At 71.7% G+C, this 16,459-nt stretch carries 15 protein-coding genes; 7 read left to right on the top strand and 8 right to left on the bottom strand.

Features of this window, described 5'->3' with window-relative positions:
* Positions 1 to 39 precede the first annotated feature (39 nt).
* The 3 genes from OG709_RS09400 (at position 40) to OG709_RS09390 (ending at position 2,612) form a co-directional block, all read left to right on the top strand.
* A complete protein-coding gene (locus tag OG709_RS09400) occupies positions 40 to 285 on the top strand; it encodes an acyl carrier protein (RefSeq protein WP_250304376.1) in 246 nt (81 codons plus the stop codon).
* The gene (locus tag OG709_RS09395; protein ID WP_329165580.1) at positions 282 to 1,508 is read left to right on the top strand and encodes a beta-ketoacyl-[acyl-carrier-protein] synthase family protein; all 1,227 of its coding nucleotides are present in this window, start codon (positions 282 to 284) and stop codon (positions 1,506 to 1,508) included. Before OG709_RS09400 ends, OG709_RS09395 begins: the two co-directional genes overlap by 4 nt.
* 96 nt (positions 1,509 to 1,604) lie before the next feature.
* Positions 1,605 to 2,612 (top strand): small ribosomal subunit Rsm22 family protein, encoded by a 1,008-nt coding sequence (locus OG709_RS09390; RefSeq protein ID WP_250304380.1) that lies wholly within the window; start codon positions 1,605 to 1,607, stop codon positions 2,610 to 2,612.
* Positions 2,613 to 2,729: 117 nt separating this feature from the next.
* Here the strand turns inward: OG709_RS09390 and ddaH are convergent, their stop codons facing one another.
* Positions 2,730 to 3,632 carry a dimethylargininase gene (gene ddaH / locus OG709_RS09385; protein ID WP_353961842.1) on the bottom strand — a complete coding sequence of 301 codons (903 nt, stop codon included), beginning with the start codon at positions 3,630 to 3,632 and terminating at the stop codon, positions 2,730 to 2,732.
* A 117-nt stretch (positions 3,633 to 3,749) separates the two neighbouring features.
* On the opposite strand from ddaH, the gene OG709_RS09380 reads away from it, so the two are divergent.
* Positions 3,750 to 4,469, top strand: coding sequence for a TetR/AcrR family transcriptional regulator (locus tag OG709_RS09380; protein ID WP_250304384.1), 720 nt, complete (start codon positions 3,750 to 3,752; stop codon positions 4,467 to 4,469).
* 90 nt (positions 4,470 to 4,559) lie between these two features.
* Complete coding sequence (locus OG709_RS09375; protein ID WP_250304385.1) at positions 4,560 to 5,291, top strand: bifunctional DNA primase/polymerase; 732 nt, start codon at positions 4,560 to 4,562, stop codon at positions 5,289 to 5,291.
* Between the two features lie 81 nt (positions 5,292 to 5,372).
* Here OG709_RS09375 and OG709_RS09370 read toward each other — a convergent pair whose 3' ends face one another.
* The 7 genes from OG709_RS09370 to OG709_RS09340 form a co-directional block, all read right to left on the bottom strand.
* Positions 5,373 to 6,287, bottom strand: a complete 915-nt coding sequence (locus OG709_RS09370) for a hypothetical protein (protein WP_250304629.1) — start codon at positions 6,285 to 6,287, stop codon at positions 5,373 to 5,375.
* Entirely contained in the window at positions 6,214 to 7,173 is a 960-nt protein-coding gene (efeU, locus tag OG709_RS09365) for an iron uptake transporter permease EfeU (RefSeq protein WP_250304387.1), read from the bottom strand. Before efeU ends, OG709_RS09370 begins: the two co-directional genes overlap by 74 nt.
* Positions 7,174 to 7,251: 78 nt before the next feature.
* A complete protein-coding gene (gene efeB / locus OG709_RS09360; protein WP_250304388.1) occupies positions 7,252 to 8,499 on the bottom strand; it encodes an iron uptake transporter deferrochelatase/peroxidase subunit in 1,248 nt (415 codons plus the stop codon).
* 42 nt (positions 8,500 to 8,541) lie between these two features.
* Positions 8,542 to 9,687 (bottom strand): iron uptake system protein EfeO, encoded by a 1,146-nt coding sequence (gene efeO / locus OG709_RS09355; RefSeq protein WP_250304390.1) that lies wholly within the window; start codon positions 9,685 to 9,687, stop codon positions 8,542 to 8,544.
* 201 nt (positions 9,688 to 9,888) lie between these two features.
* Positions 9,889 to 10,734 (bottom strand): heme ABC transporter ATP-binding protein, encoded by an 846-nt coding sequence (locus OG709_RS09350; RefSeq protein ID WP_250304392.1) that lies wholly within the window; start codon positions 10,732 to 10,734, stop codon positions 9,889 to 9,891.
* A gap of 289 nt (positions 10,735 to 11,023) precedes the next feature.
* Positions 11,024 to 12,229, bottom strand: coding sequence for a FecCD family ABC transporter permease (locus tag OG709_RS09345; protein ID WP_443068532.1), 1,206 nt, complete (start codon positions 12,227 to 12,229; stop codon positions 11,024 to 11,026).
* Between the two features lie 5 nt (positions 12,230 to 12,234).
* Positions 12,235 to 13,272 carry a heme/hemin ABC transporter substrate-binding protein gene (locus OG709_RS09340; RefSeq protein ID WP_329165570.1) on the bottom strand — a complete coding sequence of 346 codons (1,038 nt, stop codon included), beginning with the start codon at positions 13,270 to 13,272 and terminating at the stop codon, positions 12,235 to 12,237.
* A gap of 115 nt (positions 13,273 to 13,387) precedes the next feature.
* Between OG709_RS09340 and OG709_RS09335 the strand changes: the two genes are divergently transcribed.
* Both OG709_RS09335 and OG709_RS09330 read left to right on the top strand, forming a co-directional pair.
* Complete coding sequence (locus tag OG709_RS09335) at positions 13,388 to 14,767, top strand: HtaA domain-containing protein (protein WP_329165568.1); 1,380 nt, start codon at positions 13,388 to 13,390, stop codon at positions 14,765 to 14,767.
* A gap of 62 nt (positions 14,768 to 14,829) precedes the next feature.
* Positions 14,830 to 16,329 carry an HtaA domain-containing protein gene (locus tag OG709_RS09330; protein WP_250304400.1) on the top strand — a complete coding sequence of 500 codons (1,500 nt, stop codon included), beginning with the start codon at positions 14,830 to 14,832 and terminating at the stop codon, positions 16,327 to 16,329.
* Positions 16,330 to 16,459 lie beyond the last annotated feature (130 nt).

Here is a 16,459-nt window from a genome sequence, read left to right as displayed (position 1 = left end):
CCGTCATCATTTCGAACGCTACGCACCGAGGAGAACACCATGCCCGAGCTGCACCCGACCCTCGTCGACGTCCTGACCAACACCTTCAAGGTCCCCGCCGGTGAACTGCGCCCCGAGGCCACCATGGACGACCTGGAGATGGACTCCCTCGCGGTCGCCGAACTGGGCGTCATCGTCAAGGAGACCCTCGGTGTCGACGCCGACACCGACTCGGCGTACAAGGGCGCCACGCTCGGCCGGATCACCGAGTTCCTGAACGATTCCACCGCGGTCGCCTCCCGATGAGTCGCTCTCCCGTCGCCATCACCGGCCTGGGCATGATCACCCCGGCCGGCAACGACACGGAAGCCACCTGGCGGGGGGTGTGCGCGGGCCGCTCCACGGCGCGTGTCCTTCCCGAACTGGACGGCTGTCTCATCGACTTCGCCTGCCCGGTCACCGGAATCGACCTGGCGGACGCCGTCGGCGGCCGTACCGCCTACCGCATGGGGCGCTTCGTCAGACTCGCGATCCTCGCTGCGAGGGAGGCCGTCGCCGACGCCGGTCTCTCCCCGGCGACCTGGGACGGATCGCGGGTGGCCGTGATCATCGGGACCAGCAGCGCCGGTTCGACCGGACTGTACGAGCAGTCGCTCGTCCTGGAGCGGCGCGGCCCCGATTCCACCTCACCGCTGGGCACCCTGCTCACCATCGCCAACATGCCGGCTGCCGAGGTCGCCATCCGGCTGCGGGCGTCCGGGCCGAGCCTGGCGCCCGGCACGGCCTGCTCGTCCGGGGCCACCGCACTCTCCGTGGCCCGTGACCTGCTGGTCACCGAACAGTGCGACATCGCCGTCGCCGGGGCCACCGAATCGATCATCGACCGGCTCGCGATGACCGGTTTCGCCCGGTCGGGGGCCGGGGCGCTGCGAGCGGGCGAGGAACCGGACGCGGTCAGCCGCCCCTTCGCCGCCGACCGGCGCGGGCTGGTCATGGGGGAGGGCGCGGCGGTGATGGTCCTGGAACGCGAATCCGCCGCACGGGCCCGGGGCGCCGTGCCGCGGGCGCTGCTGGCCGGGGCCGGTGCCACCACCGATGCGTACCACCCCACCAGCCCGCGCCCGGACGGTGCCGTCGCCGTGGCCGCTGCCGAGGCGGCGCTGCGGGACGCGGGCTGGGACGCCACGGACGTCGATCACGTCAACGCCCACGGCACCTCGACCCCGCTCAACGACGCCACCGAGGCCGGGCTGATCGCCCGGGTCTATCCGCACCGGCCTCCGGTGACCGCGCCCAAGGGTGTGCTGGGTCACTGCATGGGGGCGGCGGGCGCCATCGAAGCCGCCCTGACCGTCCTGACCATCCAGCACGGGCTCGTGCCGCCGGTCGCCAACCTGGCGGCCCCGGCGCCGGAGTTCGGCATCGACTGCGTCACCAAACAGCCCCGCCGTACGCGGGTGTCGCGCGCGGTCAGCCACTCGTTCGGATTCGGCGGGCACAACGCGGTGCTCGCCTTCCGGAGGGCGTAGACCGACCCGGGCCTTCCGCCCGGATCAGGCCGGACCAGGGAGAGGGCTCCCGGTCCGAGGCGGCCTCCTCCGCGACGGTCGGTCTAAACTCCTCCGGTGAACGACTCCCTCCCCACCGCGGAAGCCCTGCGCAGTGCCCTTGCCGGACTTCTCGACGGGCTGCCGCCCAAACAGGCCGCACAGGCCGTCGAGCGGCTGATCGCCAACTACCGGGGGACCACCCCCACCGACGCCCCGGTCCTGCGGGACCGTTCGGACGTCGCCGCGTACGCCGCGTACCGGATGCCCGCGACCTTCGAGGCGGTACGGTCCGCGCTCGACGCCTTCCGGGCCGCGGTTCCGGAGTGGGTGCCCGCCACCCACACCGACATCGGCGGCGGTACCGGGGCGGCGAGCTGGGCGGTGGCCGGGGCCTGGCAGGACACGGAGGACGGCGAGACCCGCCGTACCACCGTGCTCGACTGGGCGGAGCCCGCACTCGCGCTCGGCCGTGAACTGGCCGCGGAGTCGGGCTCGCCCGCTCTGCGCGGCGCCGAGTGGCGGCGCTCACGGATCGGCTCGGCGCTCAGCCTGGAGAGCACCGATCTGGTCACCGTCTCGTACGTCCTCGGCGAGCTGACCGTGGCCGACCGCACCGCCGTGGTGGACGCGGCGGCTGCCGCGGCCACGGCCGTCGTGATCGTCGAACCGGGCACCCCCGACGGCTATCTGCGGATCATGGCGGCCCGCGACCGGCTGACCGCGGCGGGGATGCGGACCGCGGCACCCTGCCCGCACAGCGACGCCTGCCCCATCGAGCGCGGCACGGACTGGTGCCACTTCTCGGCGCGGGTCACCCGCTCCTCGCTGCACCGACGGATCAAGGGCGGCTCCCTTCCGTACGAGGACGAGAAGTTCAGCTACGTCGCGGCCTTCCGCGGTGACGTGGCGACGGTCCCCGCCCGAGTCGTACGCAAACCGCAGATCCGCAAGGGCCTCGTCCAGCTGGAGCTGTGCACGGACGCCGGGGACCTCGTCCGCGAGACGGTGTCCAAGCGCCACGGCGACCTCTACCGCGCGGCACGGGACACGGCGTGGGGCGACGCCTGGCCGCCCGACGCGTAACGGCCCGTGCGGTAACTGCCCACGCGGTAACGGGTCATGCGGTAACGGCCCGTGCCGTAACGGGTCACGCGCGACCGCTCACGCGTGACCCGTACACCCGGCCCGGTTCCCGACCGGCTACGGACGCAGCTCCTGCGTACAGCACTTGACGCTGCCGCCGCCCTTGAGCAGCTCGCCCAGATCCATCCCCAGCGGCTCGAACCCGCGCGCCCGCAGCGGCCCGAACAGCCCGACAGCGGCCTGCGGCAGCAGCACATGGCGGCCGTCGCTCACCGCGTTGAGACCCAGCGCCCCGGCGTCCTCCGGGGTGGCGATCAGCGCGTCGGGGAAGAGTCTGGCCAGTACGGAGCGGCTGCCGGGGGAGAAGGCGTCCGGGTAGTACATGATCTCGTCGGCCGTGTCGTCCAGGACGCTCAGCGCGGTGTCCAGGTGGTAGTAGCGGGGGTCGACGAGATCGAGGCCGATCACCGGGCGGCCGAAGAACTCCTGGGCCTCGTCGTGCGACAGCGGGCTGGAGCGGAAGCCCCGTCCGGCGAGCACGAAGGACGCGGTGACGGCGAAGTCCCCCTCGCCCTCGTTGACATGGGCGGGCAGGTGGATGTCCGTGAAGCCGTGCGCGTGGAACCACGCCAGATGCGCCTCGGCCTCCCCGGCCCGTTCGGCATGGGCGAAGCGGGCGCCGAGCACCCGGTCGTCGACCACGGTGGCGCCGTTGGCGGCGAAGACCATGTCGGGCAGCTCGGGGCGGGGATCGAGCAGCTCGACGGTATGGCCGAGCGAGCGGTAGCGGTCCCGCAGGTCCTCCCACTGGGCGAGGGCGAGCGGCAGGTCGACCGGTTTCGAAGGGTCCATCCACGGGTTGATGGAGTACGTCACCCTGAAGTGTGCCGGTGGGCACATCAGATAGCGCCGGGGTCGGGCGTCACGAGGCAATGAGGGCTCCTCACGGCGGACATGGGCTGCGGGTGCGCAGCCGGTTGCTGCCCATGGTCCGCTCTGCGGGGCCCGCGCGCTGTGCACCGATCGGGTGGTTCACCCACCGTGGCCGCGCCGGTGGCCGGAACCGTGACCGGCCGGGCACAGTCCAGGCAAACCGAGACGATACGTGTCGACTCCACCGGTGTTAGATTCCGGTCCATGGCCGATTCCCCGACCCCCGCGCAGCCGCCCTCCGCGCAGCCGACTCCCGTACAGCCTTCACCTGCGCAGCCGTCCTCCGCGGCACCGTCCGCCGACCCGGTGTCCCGCAAGGCGCCGAACGCCAACCGCCGCAGCGAGCGCTCGCGCCGCGCGATCCTCGACGCGGCGCTCGCCCTGGTCGGTGAGGTCGGCTACGACAGGCTGACGATCGAGGCCATCGCCGCCCGCGCGGGGGTCGGCAAGCAGACGATCTACCGCTGGTGGCCGTCGAGGGCGGCCGTACTGCTCGACGCCTCCACCGCGCTCTTCGAGGACGCGGCGGCCGAGGGCGAGTGGACCGGCTTCCCCGACACCGGGGACGTCGCCGCCGATCTGAAGCACGTGCTGCGGCTCACCGTCGACCAGTTCACCGACGAGAAGTACGAGGCGCCCACCCGCGCGCTGACCGCGGCGGGCGCCACCGATCCGGAACTCGGCCGGAAGTTCACCCGCGAACTGCTCGAACCCTCCCTCGCGCTGTACGAGGAGCGGCTGCGGGCCGCTGTCCTGGCCGGGCAGGTCGACCCGGGCGTGGACATCCGGGTGGCCGTGGAGATGCTGGTGGGACCGCTCACCCACCGCTGGCTCCTGCGCACCGCCCCGCTCACCCATGCCTTCGCGGACACCTGCGTGGACCAGGTCCTGCGCGGAATCGGTGCCCGTCCCGACAGCCCCTGAGGCACCCGGGAAGGCATATGTGGTCACCCGGGGCGCAGGATGGTGGCAGCATGGAGGGTACGTGGGGGTAGTGGTGAGGTGAGGGGATAGATGGGAACAGAGTCCGGCCGGGATCGCGGCACAGCGAGCAGGATGTCCCAGTGGCTGCGCCGCCGTCCCAAGGAGTCCCCCGACGACCACCACCTCCGCGAGACGCTTCTGCTCGCTGCCGCCGCAGCCGGACTGCCGCTCTCGCCCGCCGCCCACCCCATCGGTTACCGGTGTTCCTGCGACCGCGTGGGCTGTCCCACCCCGGCCAGGCACCCCCTCTCCTTCGCCTGGCAGACGCAGTCGACCACCGACCGCGCCCAGGTCGAGCGCTGGGTCCGCAACCAGCCCGATGCGAACTTCATCACCGCGACCGGCATGGTCCTCGACGTACTCGACGTCCCGCTCGACGCGGGACGCAGTGCTTTGGAGCGGCTGCTGGCCGAGGGCATCGAAGTGGGGCCCGTCGCCCAGTCGGGCAGCGACCGGATGCTCTTCTTCACCGCCACCCGTGGCACGCCCGAGGACGAGGACGAGTGGTGGCCGTGCGAGCTGGACTGCCACCCCGAGACGATGGACGAGCACCCGGGGCTGCGCTGGCACTGCCGCGGCAGCTACGTGCTCGTACCGCCCGCCCGGCTGCCCGGTGAGGCGAGCGTGGACTGGGTCCGTGGGCTCGAACATCCGCTGCCGGACCCGCTGACCCTCCTGGAGACGCTCACCGACGCCTGCGCGCGCTTCGCGGACGAGGACGATCAGGACGCGCACGCGGTGGCCTGGCCGCTCGGCCGCTGAGCAGGCGGCCGCCGGCAGACACCCGCCGTTCCCCGTCCGGACGACGGCCGGGGAACAGGCGGGGAACAGCGGGGGAACCGCCTACGAGCCCTTCGCGGCCGTCAGGCCCTGCAAGCGGTTGAGCACGTTCACCTGTCCCTCGGCGGGGACCAGCGCGACCTCACCGGCCACGCGTTCCTTGGTGATCGTGGTCCTCGCGTCACCGGTCGTCAGCGCCTTCACGTCCGCCGGGACCGTCAGGTGCAGACCCTTCGCCGCGGTCTGCTGCTCGAAGTGCCGGGTGGAGAAGAAGACCAGCGCCCCGCCGTCCCGCGTGGCCAGCCCGAGCGGCCGGTAGTCGCCGTCGGTGAGCGGCCGGTCGACGTACTGCGTGGAGAGCGTCGGCAGATTCGCGTTCTTCTCCCGCGCGGCCCGCCAGAGGCTGGTGTTCGGCCCGGGGGCGAAGTGCGCCGGTTTCCCGCTCTGCAGATACGAGGCGTACTGCGCGCTCAGATCCTTCGGGGCCACCGCCAGCGAGTGACCGGCCGGCTCCACCGGCTCGGCCCAGCCGTCCTTGTCCGTGACGAAGGCGGGGAGCGCCGACGGGGCGACGACCGACAGATAGGCGGCCCGCCACGGCTGGCCCGCCGCGTTCTTCACGAAGACCACCAGCCAGCGGTTGTTCCGGTCCCGGTTGGAGTCGGTGTCGGCGACGAACCACCGCGGCCACCCGGCCTTCTTCGGTATGAGGAACTTCGCGTCGGACAGCGTCATGTCCGAGTGCTGGGCGTTCCCGGCCGGGGTGGTGATGTGCCGCGCCTTCAGCCCCGCCTGGTTGATCGCACCGAGCGAACCCGTGACCCGGCCCTCGTCGAGAGCCGGGTCGTACGCCTTGTCCGCCTTGTTGTACGCGTCGGTGAACGCGGCGAGTGCCTGGGCGGCCTCAGCCTTCGTCGCTGACGGTACGACTTCCAGCTCCCCGTGCACCGTCATGCACCCGCTCGCCGTCAGCGACATCACTGCCACCGTCGCGAGAACCGCCGTCAGCCGCCCCAGCCTGCTCATGAGTTGCCTTCTGCTCCCTCGACCCCACCGACTTCGCGAACCCTACCGGGGCGAAGAAAAATGCGAGCGTGGGGACCAGGTAGAGCACCCATACCGTTGCCTGGACCACGGTCGGGTCCGGCTGGAAGTTGAACACGCCCTTCAGCAGCGTGCCGTACCAGCTGTCCGGCGGAACGGCCGAGCTGATGTCGAACGCGAGGCTCCCGATGCCGGGGAGGAAGTCGGCCTCCTGGAGGTCGTGGACGCCGTACGCGAGCACGCCCGCGGCCACGATCACCAGCATCCCGCCGGTCCAGGTGAAGAACTTCGACAGGTTGATCCGGACCGCACCCCGGTAGAACAGCCAGCCGAGGACGACCGCCGTGAGGATGCCGAGCAGCGCGCCGATCATCGGCTCCTGGCTGCCGTTGGTCGAGGTGTGCACCGAGGACCAGATGAACAGCGCGGTCTCCAGGCCCTCCCGGCCCACGGCGAGGAAGGCGGTCGCGACGAGCGCGCCCGTACCCATCCGCAGCGCGGAGTCCAGCTTGCCGTGGAGTTCGGACTTGAGGTGGCGCGCGGTGCGCCGCATCCAGAAGACCATCCAGGTCACGAGCGCGACCGCGACGATCGACAGCGAACCGCCGAGCGCTTCCTGAGCCTTGAACGTCAGCTCCTGCGAGCCGAATTCGAGCGCGAAGCCGAACGCGAGCGCCACCACGATCGCGGTGGAGATACCGATCCAGATGGGCCGCAGCGCGTCACGCCGCTCCGTCTTGACGAGGTAGGCGATGAGAATGCACACGACCAGGCTCGCTTCGAGCCCCTCGCGCAGACCGATCAGATAGTTGCCGAACACGTCGGGTCCTTTCTGGTTGCAGGAACCGGATTACGAGAACGACGGACACCGCAGGAGCAGCACGGGCCGGGACGGGTCCTAGGAGAAGAGCGCACGGCCCCACCAGTCGTTCTTGTCACGGACGCCCGGCGGGACGGCGAAATGCGCCGAACCGACGTGCTGGATGTACTCGTTGAGCGCGTCGTGCCGCGCCAGCCCCTGCTGGATCGGGATGAACCCCTTGCGGGCGTCCCGCTGGTACGCCAGGAAGAACAGCCCGGCGTCCAGCCGCCCCAGACCGTCCGTACCGTCGGTGAAGGAGTAGCCCCGGCGCAGGATCCGTATGCCGTGGTTGCTGTCCGGGTGGGCCAGCCGTACGTGCGAGGTGGGCAGCATGGCCTTCAGGAACGGCTCGTCCCGCTCCTTCGCCTTGCCGACCGGCGCGCCCTCGCCCTTGTCACGGCCGAAGACGTCCTCCTGCTCCTGGAGCGAGGCGCGGTCCCAGGTCTCGATGTGCATCCGGATCCGGCGGGCGACCAGGTACGAGCCGCCGGTCATCCAGTCCGGACCGTCCTTCCCGGACACCCAGACGTGCTGGTCGAGCGCGGCCGGGTCGGTGCCCGAGATGTTCCGGGTGCCGTCCTTGAAGCCCATCATGTTGCGCGGGGTCTGGGCGTCCGGCGTGGTCGACGAGGTCTTGCCGAAGCCCAGCTGCGACCAGCGGATGGCTATCTTCCCGAAGCCGATCCTGGCCAGGTTGCGGATCGCGTGCACCGCCACCTGCGGGTCGTCCGCGCAGGCCTGGACGCACAGGTCGCCACCGCTGCGCGTCGCCTCGAGGTTGTCGCCGGGGAACTTCGGCAGGTCGACCAGCGCGTCGGGCCGCTTGTCCTCCAGACCGAAACGGCCCTTCCTGAACAGGCCGGGGCCGAAGCCGATGGTCAGCGTCAGCCGGGACGGCTTCAGCCCGAGCGCCTCACCGGTGTCGTCCGGCGGGGCCTCCGGCTGACCGCCGTACGCGCCGTCGCCGACCGGGTGCCCCTGGGCCATCAGGGCCGCCGCCTTCGTCCAGTCCTTCAGCAGCTGGATCAGTTCGGCGCGGTCCTCGGTCGTCACGTCGAAGGACGCGAAGTGCAGCCGGTCCTGGACGGCGGTGGCGATACCGGCCTGGTGCGCACCGTGGAAGGGTACGGCCGTACTGCTCTCGGCGACCGGGGCCGTGTCGTCACCGGTGCGCAGCGCGGCGACACCGCCACCGGCGGCGACCGCGCCGAGAGCGAGCCCCGCGCCGCCCCAGCCGATCAGGGAACGCCGGGACGGGGAACCGGGGTTGGTCTCGTCAGCCATCAGGGTCTCCTGTCTCTGTCCGACCGCTGTCTCTGTCCGGCGTTACTTCGTGACCACGGCCGCGGCGAGCCTCGACAGCGGCTCGGCGAGCGCGTTGACGGCGTCCGACAGCTTCTTGCGGTCCGCCTCGGAGACCTTGTCGTACGACGTGAAGTCGTACGAGGTCTTGTCCGTGCGGTAGCCGTCGAGCAGCGTGTTCAGCGCGGCGAACTGCTTGTCCAGGTCCTTGGTCAGCGCGGGCTGGTTCACGGAGGCGACCGGCTTCAGCAGCTCGTACGCCTTCTGTGCGCCCTCGACGTTGCCCTTGAAGTCGACCAGGTCGGTGTGGCTGTAGCGGTCCTCCTCACCGGTGATCTTCCCGGTGGCGACCTCGTCGAGGAGTTCCTTGGCGCCGTTGGCCATCGAGGTCGGGGTGATGACCGCGGTGCCGACCCGCTTCTGCCAGTCGGTCAGGTCGGTGTCCAGCTCGGTGGCGAGGGCCTTCTCGGTGGCGCCGATCTTCTTGTCCTGCCAGAGCGCCTTCTCCAGCCGGTGCCAGCCGGTCCACTTCTGGCCCTTCTCCAGGTCGTTCACGCGGGTGTCGGTCTTCGGGTCGATGTCACCGAAGGACTCCGCGACCGGCTCGGTGCGCTCCCAGCCGAGGCGCGAGGGGGCGTACGCCTTCTTGGCCGCCTCCAGGTCGCCCTTGCGGATGGCGTCGGTGAACGCCTTGGCCTTCGGCAGCGTCTCGTCGGCCTGCTCCTGCGCGTACGTGCGGTACGCGGCGACGGCGGCGTCCAGCTTCGGGTCGCGCTTGACGGCCGTGCCGCCGGTCACGGTGACCTTCTGACGGATGCCGTGGCCCTTCATGCCGGGCTTGCAGGCCAGCTCGTACGAACCGGCCTTCACCTCGGCCGTCAGCGTCTGCTTCAGACCGGGGCCGATGTTCTCGCGCTCGGCGACGATGCGGTCGTCGGGGAAGAGGAGGTACACCTCGGTGACCTTGGAGCCCTTGTTCTCCACGTCGAACTGCACGTGTCCGGCCGGGAACTCGGTCTTGGACACCTTGCACGAGGAGTCGTCGGCCGTGACCTCGACGGCGCCGCCGGCACCGGCCTTGGCGTCGCTCTTCTCGGCGCAGCCCGTGACGGCGGTCAGGGCGGCCACGGCCGTGATGGCGGTGACGACGGAAAGACGGACGGGTCGCATTCGGGCTCCACGCTGGGTGAATGGTCGAGTGAGGCAGCCCTAACTTAACCGAGGCTTACCTCACTGATACCCAGTTGTGTCGTGATTCAGGTCTCATTCCGGTGACCCTGCCACGGGCCCGGCCACGGACCGGTCCGGATCTGGCCGTGGACCCGGTCCTGGACTCGGCCTCGATCGCATCACACCCGCCTCGGCTCCCGCTCAAGCCGTGGTCAGCGGCGGCCGTTCCGGAATCACCAGTGGCGCCCCGGTCCGGGGATGTGCCAGCACCTCGACGGGCTGCCGGTACACCCGGCTCAGCAACTCCCCGGTGAACACCTCCGCGGGCGGCCCCTCGACGGCGATCCGCCCGTCGTGCAGGACGGCGCCCCGGTCCGCGTACGCAGCTGCCAGCCCGAGATCGTGCAGTACGACGACGACCGCGCACCCGGCGGCGGCCCGTTCGCGGCAGACCCGCAGGACGAGTTCCTGGTGCCGCAGGTCGAGTGCGGCGGTCGGTTCGTCGAGCAGCAGGAGCGGGGCCTGCTGTGCGAGCACTCTGGCGAGGGCGACCCGGGCGCGTTCGCCGCCGGAGAGCGCGGGGAAGGGCCGCGTGGCGAATCCGGCCACTTCGGTGGCGGCCATGGCCTCGGCGACGATCCGCTCGTCGTCGTCCTCGCGGTCCGTTCCCGCCCAGGGGGCGCGGCCCATCCGTACGACCTCCTCGACCGGGAACGGGAAGGAGAGGGCCGCGGACTGGGGCAGTACGGCGCGCCGCAGGGCGAGTTCGGCGGCGGGCCAACTGCCGACCGGTCGCCCGTCGATCCGTACCTCCCCTCGGGTAGCCGGGAGATCAGCTGCGAGGGCGGCCAGCAGGGTGGATTTTCCCGCCCCGTTGGGCCCGACGAGGGCAAGGAGTTCGCCGGATCGGACGGTGAGGTCGATACCGGTGAGGACCCGCCGCCCGCCGAGCTCCAGATGGAGCCGGTCGGCCTCGGCGAAGGGGGTTCCGGGCGGGACGGGCCCGGGGAGTCCGCGGGGGCGGGGGCGGAAGAGGTGGGTGAGCATTTCGGTTGCCTCGCCTGTCTGTTGTATCGGGGCTCGAAGACCAAGTCCCTGGCGGGCTTCGGGACTTCAGGCCCGCCTGGTGACGCAGGTTTTCCAGCCGTCCGGTGACGCCTGCTTTCTTGTTTCAAGCCCCTCCGGCGATCGAGGAGCGGGGTCCCGGGCGGAGCCCCGGGTTCGGGAAGGGGCGGGGCGGGGAACAGCCCGCCGCAGGCGCACCCCCGCACCCCCGCACCCCCGCACCCCCGCACCCCCGCACCCCCGCACCCCGTCAAGCCCATCCGCCCCCCCGTCACGCCCACCCGCCCTGCCGCCGCCGCGTCCTCCGCAGCAGCCAGAAGAAGAACGGGCTTCCGAACAGCGCGGTCAGCACACCGAGCGGCAACTCCGCGGGCGCGGCCACCGTACGGGCCGCGAGATCACCCGCCACCAGGATCACCGCCCCGCCCACCGCACTGCCCGGAACCAGGAATCTGTGCCCGGGACCGTTCGCCATCCGCAGCAGGTGCGGGACCAGCAGGCCGACGAACGTGATGATCCCCGCCACCGCCACCGCGGCTGCCGTGAGCAGCGCCACGATCAGCACCAGTACGATCCGCAGCCGCTCGACGTCCACCCCGAGGTGGCGGGCGGGCCGTTCACCCAGGGCCAGCAGGTCCAGCTTCCGGGCGTAGAACGGCGCGACCGTGAGGCCGAGCAGCGCGCACGGCAGGACGGCCAGCACCTTCGGCCAGGTCGCCTGGGAGAGCGAACCCAGCTGCCAGAAGGTGATCTGGGTGACCTGGGCGTTGTCCGCGAAGAAGAGGAAGAGCCCGATCAGGGCCCCGGCGAAGGCGTTCACCGCGATCCCGGTGAGGATCAGCGTGACGACCTCGGTCCGCCCGCCCGAACGGGAGAGCGCGTACACGAGCAGTACGGTCACCAGCCCGGCGGCGAACGCGCAGACCGTCACCGTCCAGTTGCCGAAGAAGCTCAGCCCGAGCGCGAGGGACCCGACCGCGCCGACGGCCGCGCCCGACGAGATGCCGATGACACCCGGTTCGGCGAGCGGATTGCCGAACACGCCCTGCATCAGCGCCCCCGCGCAGCCGAGCGACCCGCCGACGAGCAGCGCGAGGACCACCCGGGGCAGCCGTACGTTCCACAGGACGCTCTCCCCGACCCGGTCCAGCGGGGCGCCGCCGATCCCGGCCCGGTGCCGCGCCGAGGCGAGGACGTCCCCGAGCGGGATGTGGTACGCGCCGACACCGGCCGACACCAGGCACAGCAGCAGGAGCACGGCGAGCAGGGCGGCGGTGAGGAGGACCGCGGAGGACGGACGGCGTCGTACCGCCGACTCTCCGGAAGGCGACTCTCCGGAAGGCGACTCTCCGGAAGGTGAATCTCCGGAAGGCGGTTCTCCGGAAGGTGGCGCTCCGGCGGGCGGCGGTGCGGCCGGGTCCGCAACGCCTCCGGTGCGTACGGGAGTTGCTGAGGTGTCCGGAGGTGACTGGGGCATCGGATTCACTTCCCGTCCGCGTACAACTGCCGGACCAGGGACGCCAGTACCTGATCGGTGCGCGGGCCGTAGTTCAGCAGCACCCCGTCGTCGATCGAGACGACCCGGCGGTCCATTCCGGCCGGGGTCTCGGCGACGCCGGGGATCTTCACCAGGCCGTCGGTCCCGCCGACCGATTCGAGCCCCTTGGTCATCACCAGGATCACGTCCGGCGCGGCTTTGGCCAGCGCCTCGCTGGTGATCGCGGTGAAGTCCTTCGTCAGCCCCGAAGCCTTGCCCGCGTCGATCGCGCCGGCTGCCTCCAGGAGCGAACTCGCCCCGGAATCACGGCCGCCGAGCAGGTAGACGGAGGCCGTTCCGCGTAGATAGAGGAAGGCGACCCGAGGCCTCTGCCCGTCCTTCCGCCCGTCCTCCGGCGCGGGGACGGACTTCCGTACGGCGGCGAGCCGGTCGTCGGTGCGCTGCTTCAGCGCGGTCCCCGCGTCCGGTACGCCGAGCGCCGAGGCCACCGCGTCGATACGGCGGTCGACGTCGTCCAGGCCCTTCGCCGGGTCGATGACGACGAGCGGGATGCCCGCGTCCCGTAGCTGGCCGATGGCCTCGGCGGGTCCGGTCGTGGTGTCCGCCAGGACCAGGGTCGGCTTCAGTGAGAGCACGCTCTCTGCCGAGACGTCGTGCGCGCGGGTGACCACGGGCAGCTTCGCCGCCTGCTCGAAGGTGGTGGTGATGTCGCGGGCGACGACGTGCTTGCCGAGGCCGAGCGTGAAGACGATCTCGCTGAGACCGCCGGTCAGCGGAACGACGCGGTCGGCCGAAGTGACCGTCACCCGCTTGCCGTCGGCGGAGCCCACGGACACGGGCAGCCGGGGTCGTGGCGTGGCGGCCAGTGGTTCGACCCGGTCGGCCGGGGCGCCGGTCGCGGGCCCGGCGGCTCCGCTTCCCGCGGTCCTCCCGCCGGACGCGGGGTCCGTGCCGCAGCCGGTCGCTGCCAGCGCGAGGGCGAGCGCGGAGAGAAGGGCACCGGCCAGCCGGGGTGTGCGCACCGAAGGCACCGTCCTTGTCGTTCGGTTGAGCGTGCCGGGGCGGAGGGGTTCCGGACCGGATCAGGGATAGCTTAGGTTAGCCTTACCTTAGTCACCAGCCCTCCGGGGGGATTCCATGCTGTCGTTCAGACCCGTCCGCGCGCTCGTCGTCGTACTGCTCGCGGGCCTGCTGGGAGCACTGCTCCCGGCGTACACCGCTCAGGCGGCGAGCCGCACGGTGCAGGGCGGCCGGCTCGACTGGGGGATCAAGTCGTCCTTCCAGAGCTACGTCACCGGCCCGGTGGCCAAGGGGAGTTGGGGGCTGCTGGGCGGGGCCGCCACGGTCGGAGGCAGCCAGTTCCGCTTCCATTCGGCGACCGGTTCGTACGACCCGGACAGCGGCAGCTTCAGCGCCGGGTTCTCCGGCGGTGTCCGTTTCACCGGTCACCGGAAGGCGGACGGCAGCCATGAACTCGACCTCACCATCAGCAGGCCCACCGTCCGGATCTCCGGAGGCCGGGGCACGCTCTTCGCCGACATGGTCAGCAAGTCCAGGAGCACCGGACGGGTCACCACATCGACCCAGGTCCCGCTCGCCGCACTCGGCCTCTCCGGCATCGACATGAGGGGCGGCGGCAGCCCCGTCGCCCTCGACTCCGTCCCCGCGACGCTCACGTCACAGGGCGCCACGGCCTTCGCCGGGTACTACACGGCCGGTACGGCGCTCGACCCGGTCAGCCTCTCGGCCGATATGATCCGGCCCGCGCAGCAGCAGGAGAAGGCCACGGAGAAACCGGCAGCGGAGAAGCCGGGCGGGAAGAAGACCGACGCGGAGAGGGACAGCGTGGCGGGTCCCATCCGGGATGCCGCCGTGGACTGGGGCGTACGCCGCACCTTCCGTGAGTACGTCACCGGGGACATCGCCAAGGGCAGGTGGACCCTGTCCGGAGGGGCCCAGGACGGCGGCGCGCTCTTCCGCTTCCCCCAGGGCAAGGGCACCTACGACGAGAAGAAGAAGACGCTCGACGCGCACTTCGCCGGCACGGTCCGCTTCACCGGGGACCGACTGGACGTGGAACTCACCGCGTTGGCCGTCAGGATCGAGGACGGCAAGGGCACGCTCCTCTCCGCGGATAGGCCCGTGGTCACCTTCGAAGCGAAGCAACTCACCGTGAAGGACGGCCTGATCGCCCTCGACGAGGCGCCCGCGAAACTCACCGGGGGCGGCGCGGAACTCTTCGGCTCGATGTACCGGGCGGGCACCGACATGGACCCGGTCTCGCTGGCCGTGGCCATCGACAAGAAGGCCGAGCTGCCCGCCCTCCCGGACCTGGGCAGCGAACCGGGCGCCGCCCCCACGCCCGCACCGCGGACCGGGGCGGCGGCCCCCGCGCCCACCGCGGCCTCCACGGACAGCCGCACCGGGACCTACGTCGGCATCGGCGCGGGCGTCCTCGGCGTGGCCGCACTCGGCATCTTCGTGGCCCTCCGGCGTCGCGCCGCCCGGCAGCACTGATCGTCCCCACCCACCCACCCACCCACCTGTACCTCACCCCCTTGTCAAGGAGACACCCGATCATGGCCGTTACCCGTCGCCGTCAGATATCCGTCGCAGCCGCCGTCGCCACCGTGACCGCACTGGGCGCGACCGCCTTCGCCCTGCCCGCGCTCGCCGCGGACGGCCCGCCCAAGGAGCCGCTGAAGATCACCGGGGGCACGCTGGACTGGGGCATCAAGGCTTCCTACCGCAATTACGTCACCAGTTGGGCCGCAGGGGAGATCAGAACCGCGGACGGCGCCGTACGCAACGACGACGGAAGCTTCGAGTTCGGCGGCGCGCAGGGTGCGTACGACCCCGGGGCACACACGGTCAAGGCCGCGTTCGACGGCAGCGTCACCTTCTTCTCGCCCGCGCCGCCCAAGGGCCACGGCTTCGAAGTGACCCTGTCCGACCTGCGGTTCGACAGCGGCGCCCAGCGGATCACCGCCGACGTCACCAAGGACGGCGCGACCGAGCAGGACGTGCCGCTCGCCGACGTGAAGGCGACCGGCGCCTCGATGGAGGACCTGCCCGCGACCCTCACCGAGGAGGCGGGGGACGTGCTGGGCTCGGCGTCGTACGCCGGGGCGGAGGGCGATCCCGTCACGGTGCGCCTGGAGTTCGGGGCGCCCACGGAGCCCACCGCCCAGCCGAGCACCGACCCCAGCACCGCCCCGTCCACCGGCCCGACGGACGGCCCGACCGGCAGGCCCACCGACCCGCCGACCGGGCAGCCCACTCCCGCCGAGAGCTCCACCAAGCCGGCCGGGACGACCGGCCAGGTCTCCGACGGCACGCTCTCCTGGGGCGTCAAGGCGTCCTTCCGTACGTACATCCTCAGCGGCGGCGAGATCAGCACGGCCGCCGGTGCGAAGAAGAACGCGGACGGATTCGACTTCCCGCTCGCGCAGGCCGACCTGAACAGCGGGCAGCAGACGCTGAAAGCCGCCTTCGACGGCAGCGTGCGGTTCCACTACGCCGCGCACGGACTCGACATCGCACTCTCGGACATCCACCTCGTCGCCAAGGGCGCCAAGGGCACCCTGCGCGCGGACGTCACCACGCCCAAGGGCACCGACGAGGACGTCGACTTCGCCTCGCTCGACCTGTCCGGGGCCGACTACACGGCCAAGAACGACGTGGTCCAGCTGAAGAGCGTCCCGGCAGTCTTCACGGCGGACGGCGCGGCCCAGTTCGCCAACGACACCACGGGCTCCCTCTACAAGGCGGGTGACGCCATCGACCCGGTGACGGTGGCGCTCGCCCTGAGCGACGACGCGCGGCTCCCCGGCGGCTCCACCACGGGAGGTACCGGCACCACGGGAGGCACCACCGGCGGCTCGGGCTCCGGGTCCACCACGGGCGGCGGCTCGGTGGGTGGCCCGGCGGGCGGTTCCGTCGGCGGAACGGACACCGGCGCACTCGCCTCCACCGGCTCGGACGTCCCGGCCGGCGCCCTCCTCGGTGCGTCGGGTGCGGTCGCCGCGATCGGCGCGGCCCTGGTGACCGTGGCCCGCAGGCGCCGCACGAACGTCTGACACGACCGGCCCTCCGGCGCGGTGCGGGCGGGCACGGTGCGGGCGGGCCGCACCCGCACCGGTGGCCGGCCTCCGTACCAGCGTCTAGGTTCCGAGAGGAGACCCGCGGCCCACGGCCGCGGCACGTGCG

It is taken from the genome of Streptomyces sp. NBC_01267 (assembly GCF_036241575.1).
Classification (GTDB): domain Bacteria; phylum Actinomycetota; class Actinomycetes; order Streptomycetales; family Streptomycetaceae; genus Streptomyces.
Note: the sequence above shows the minus strand (reverse complement) of the source record. Positions and strands in the feature narration are given on the sequence as shown.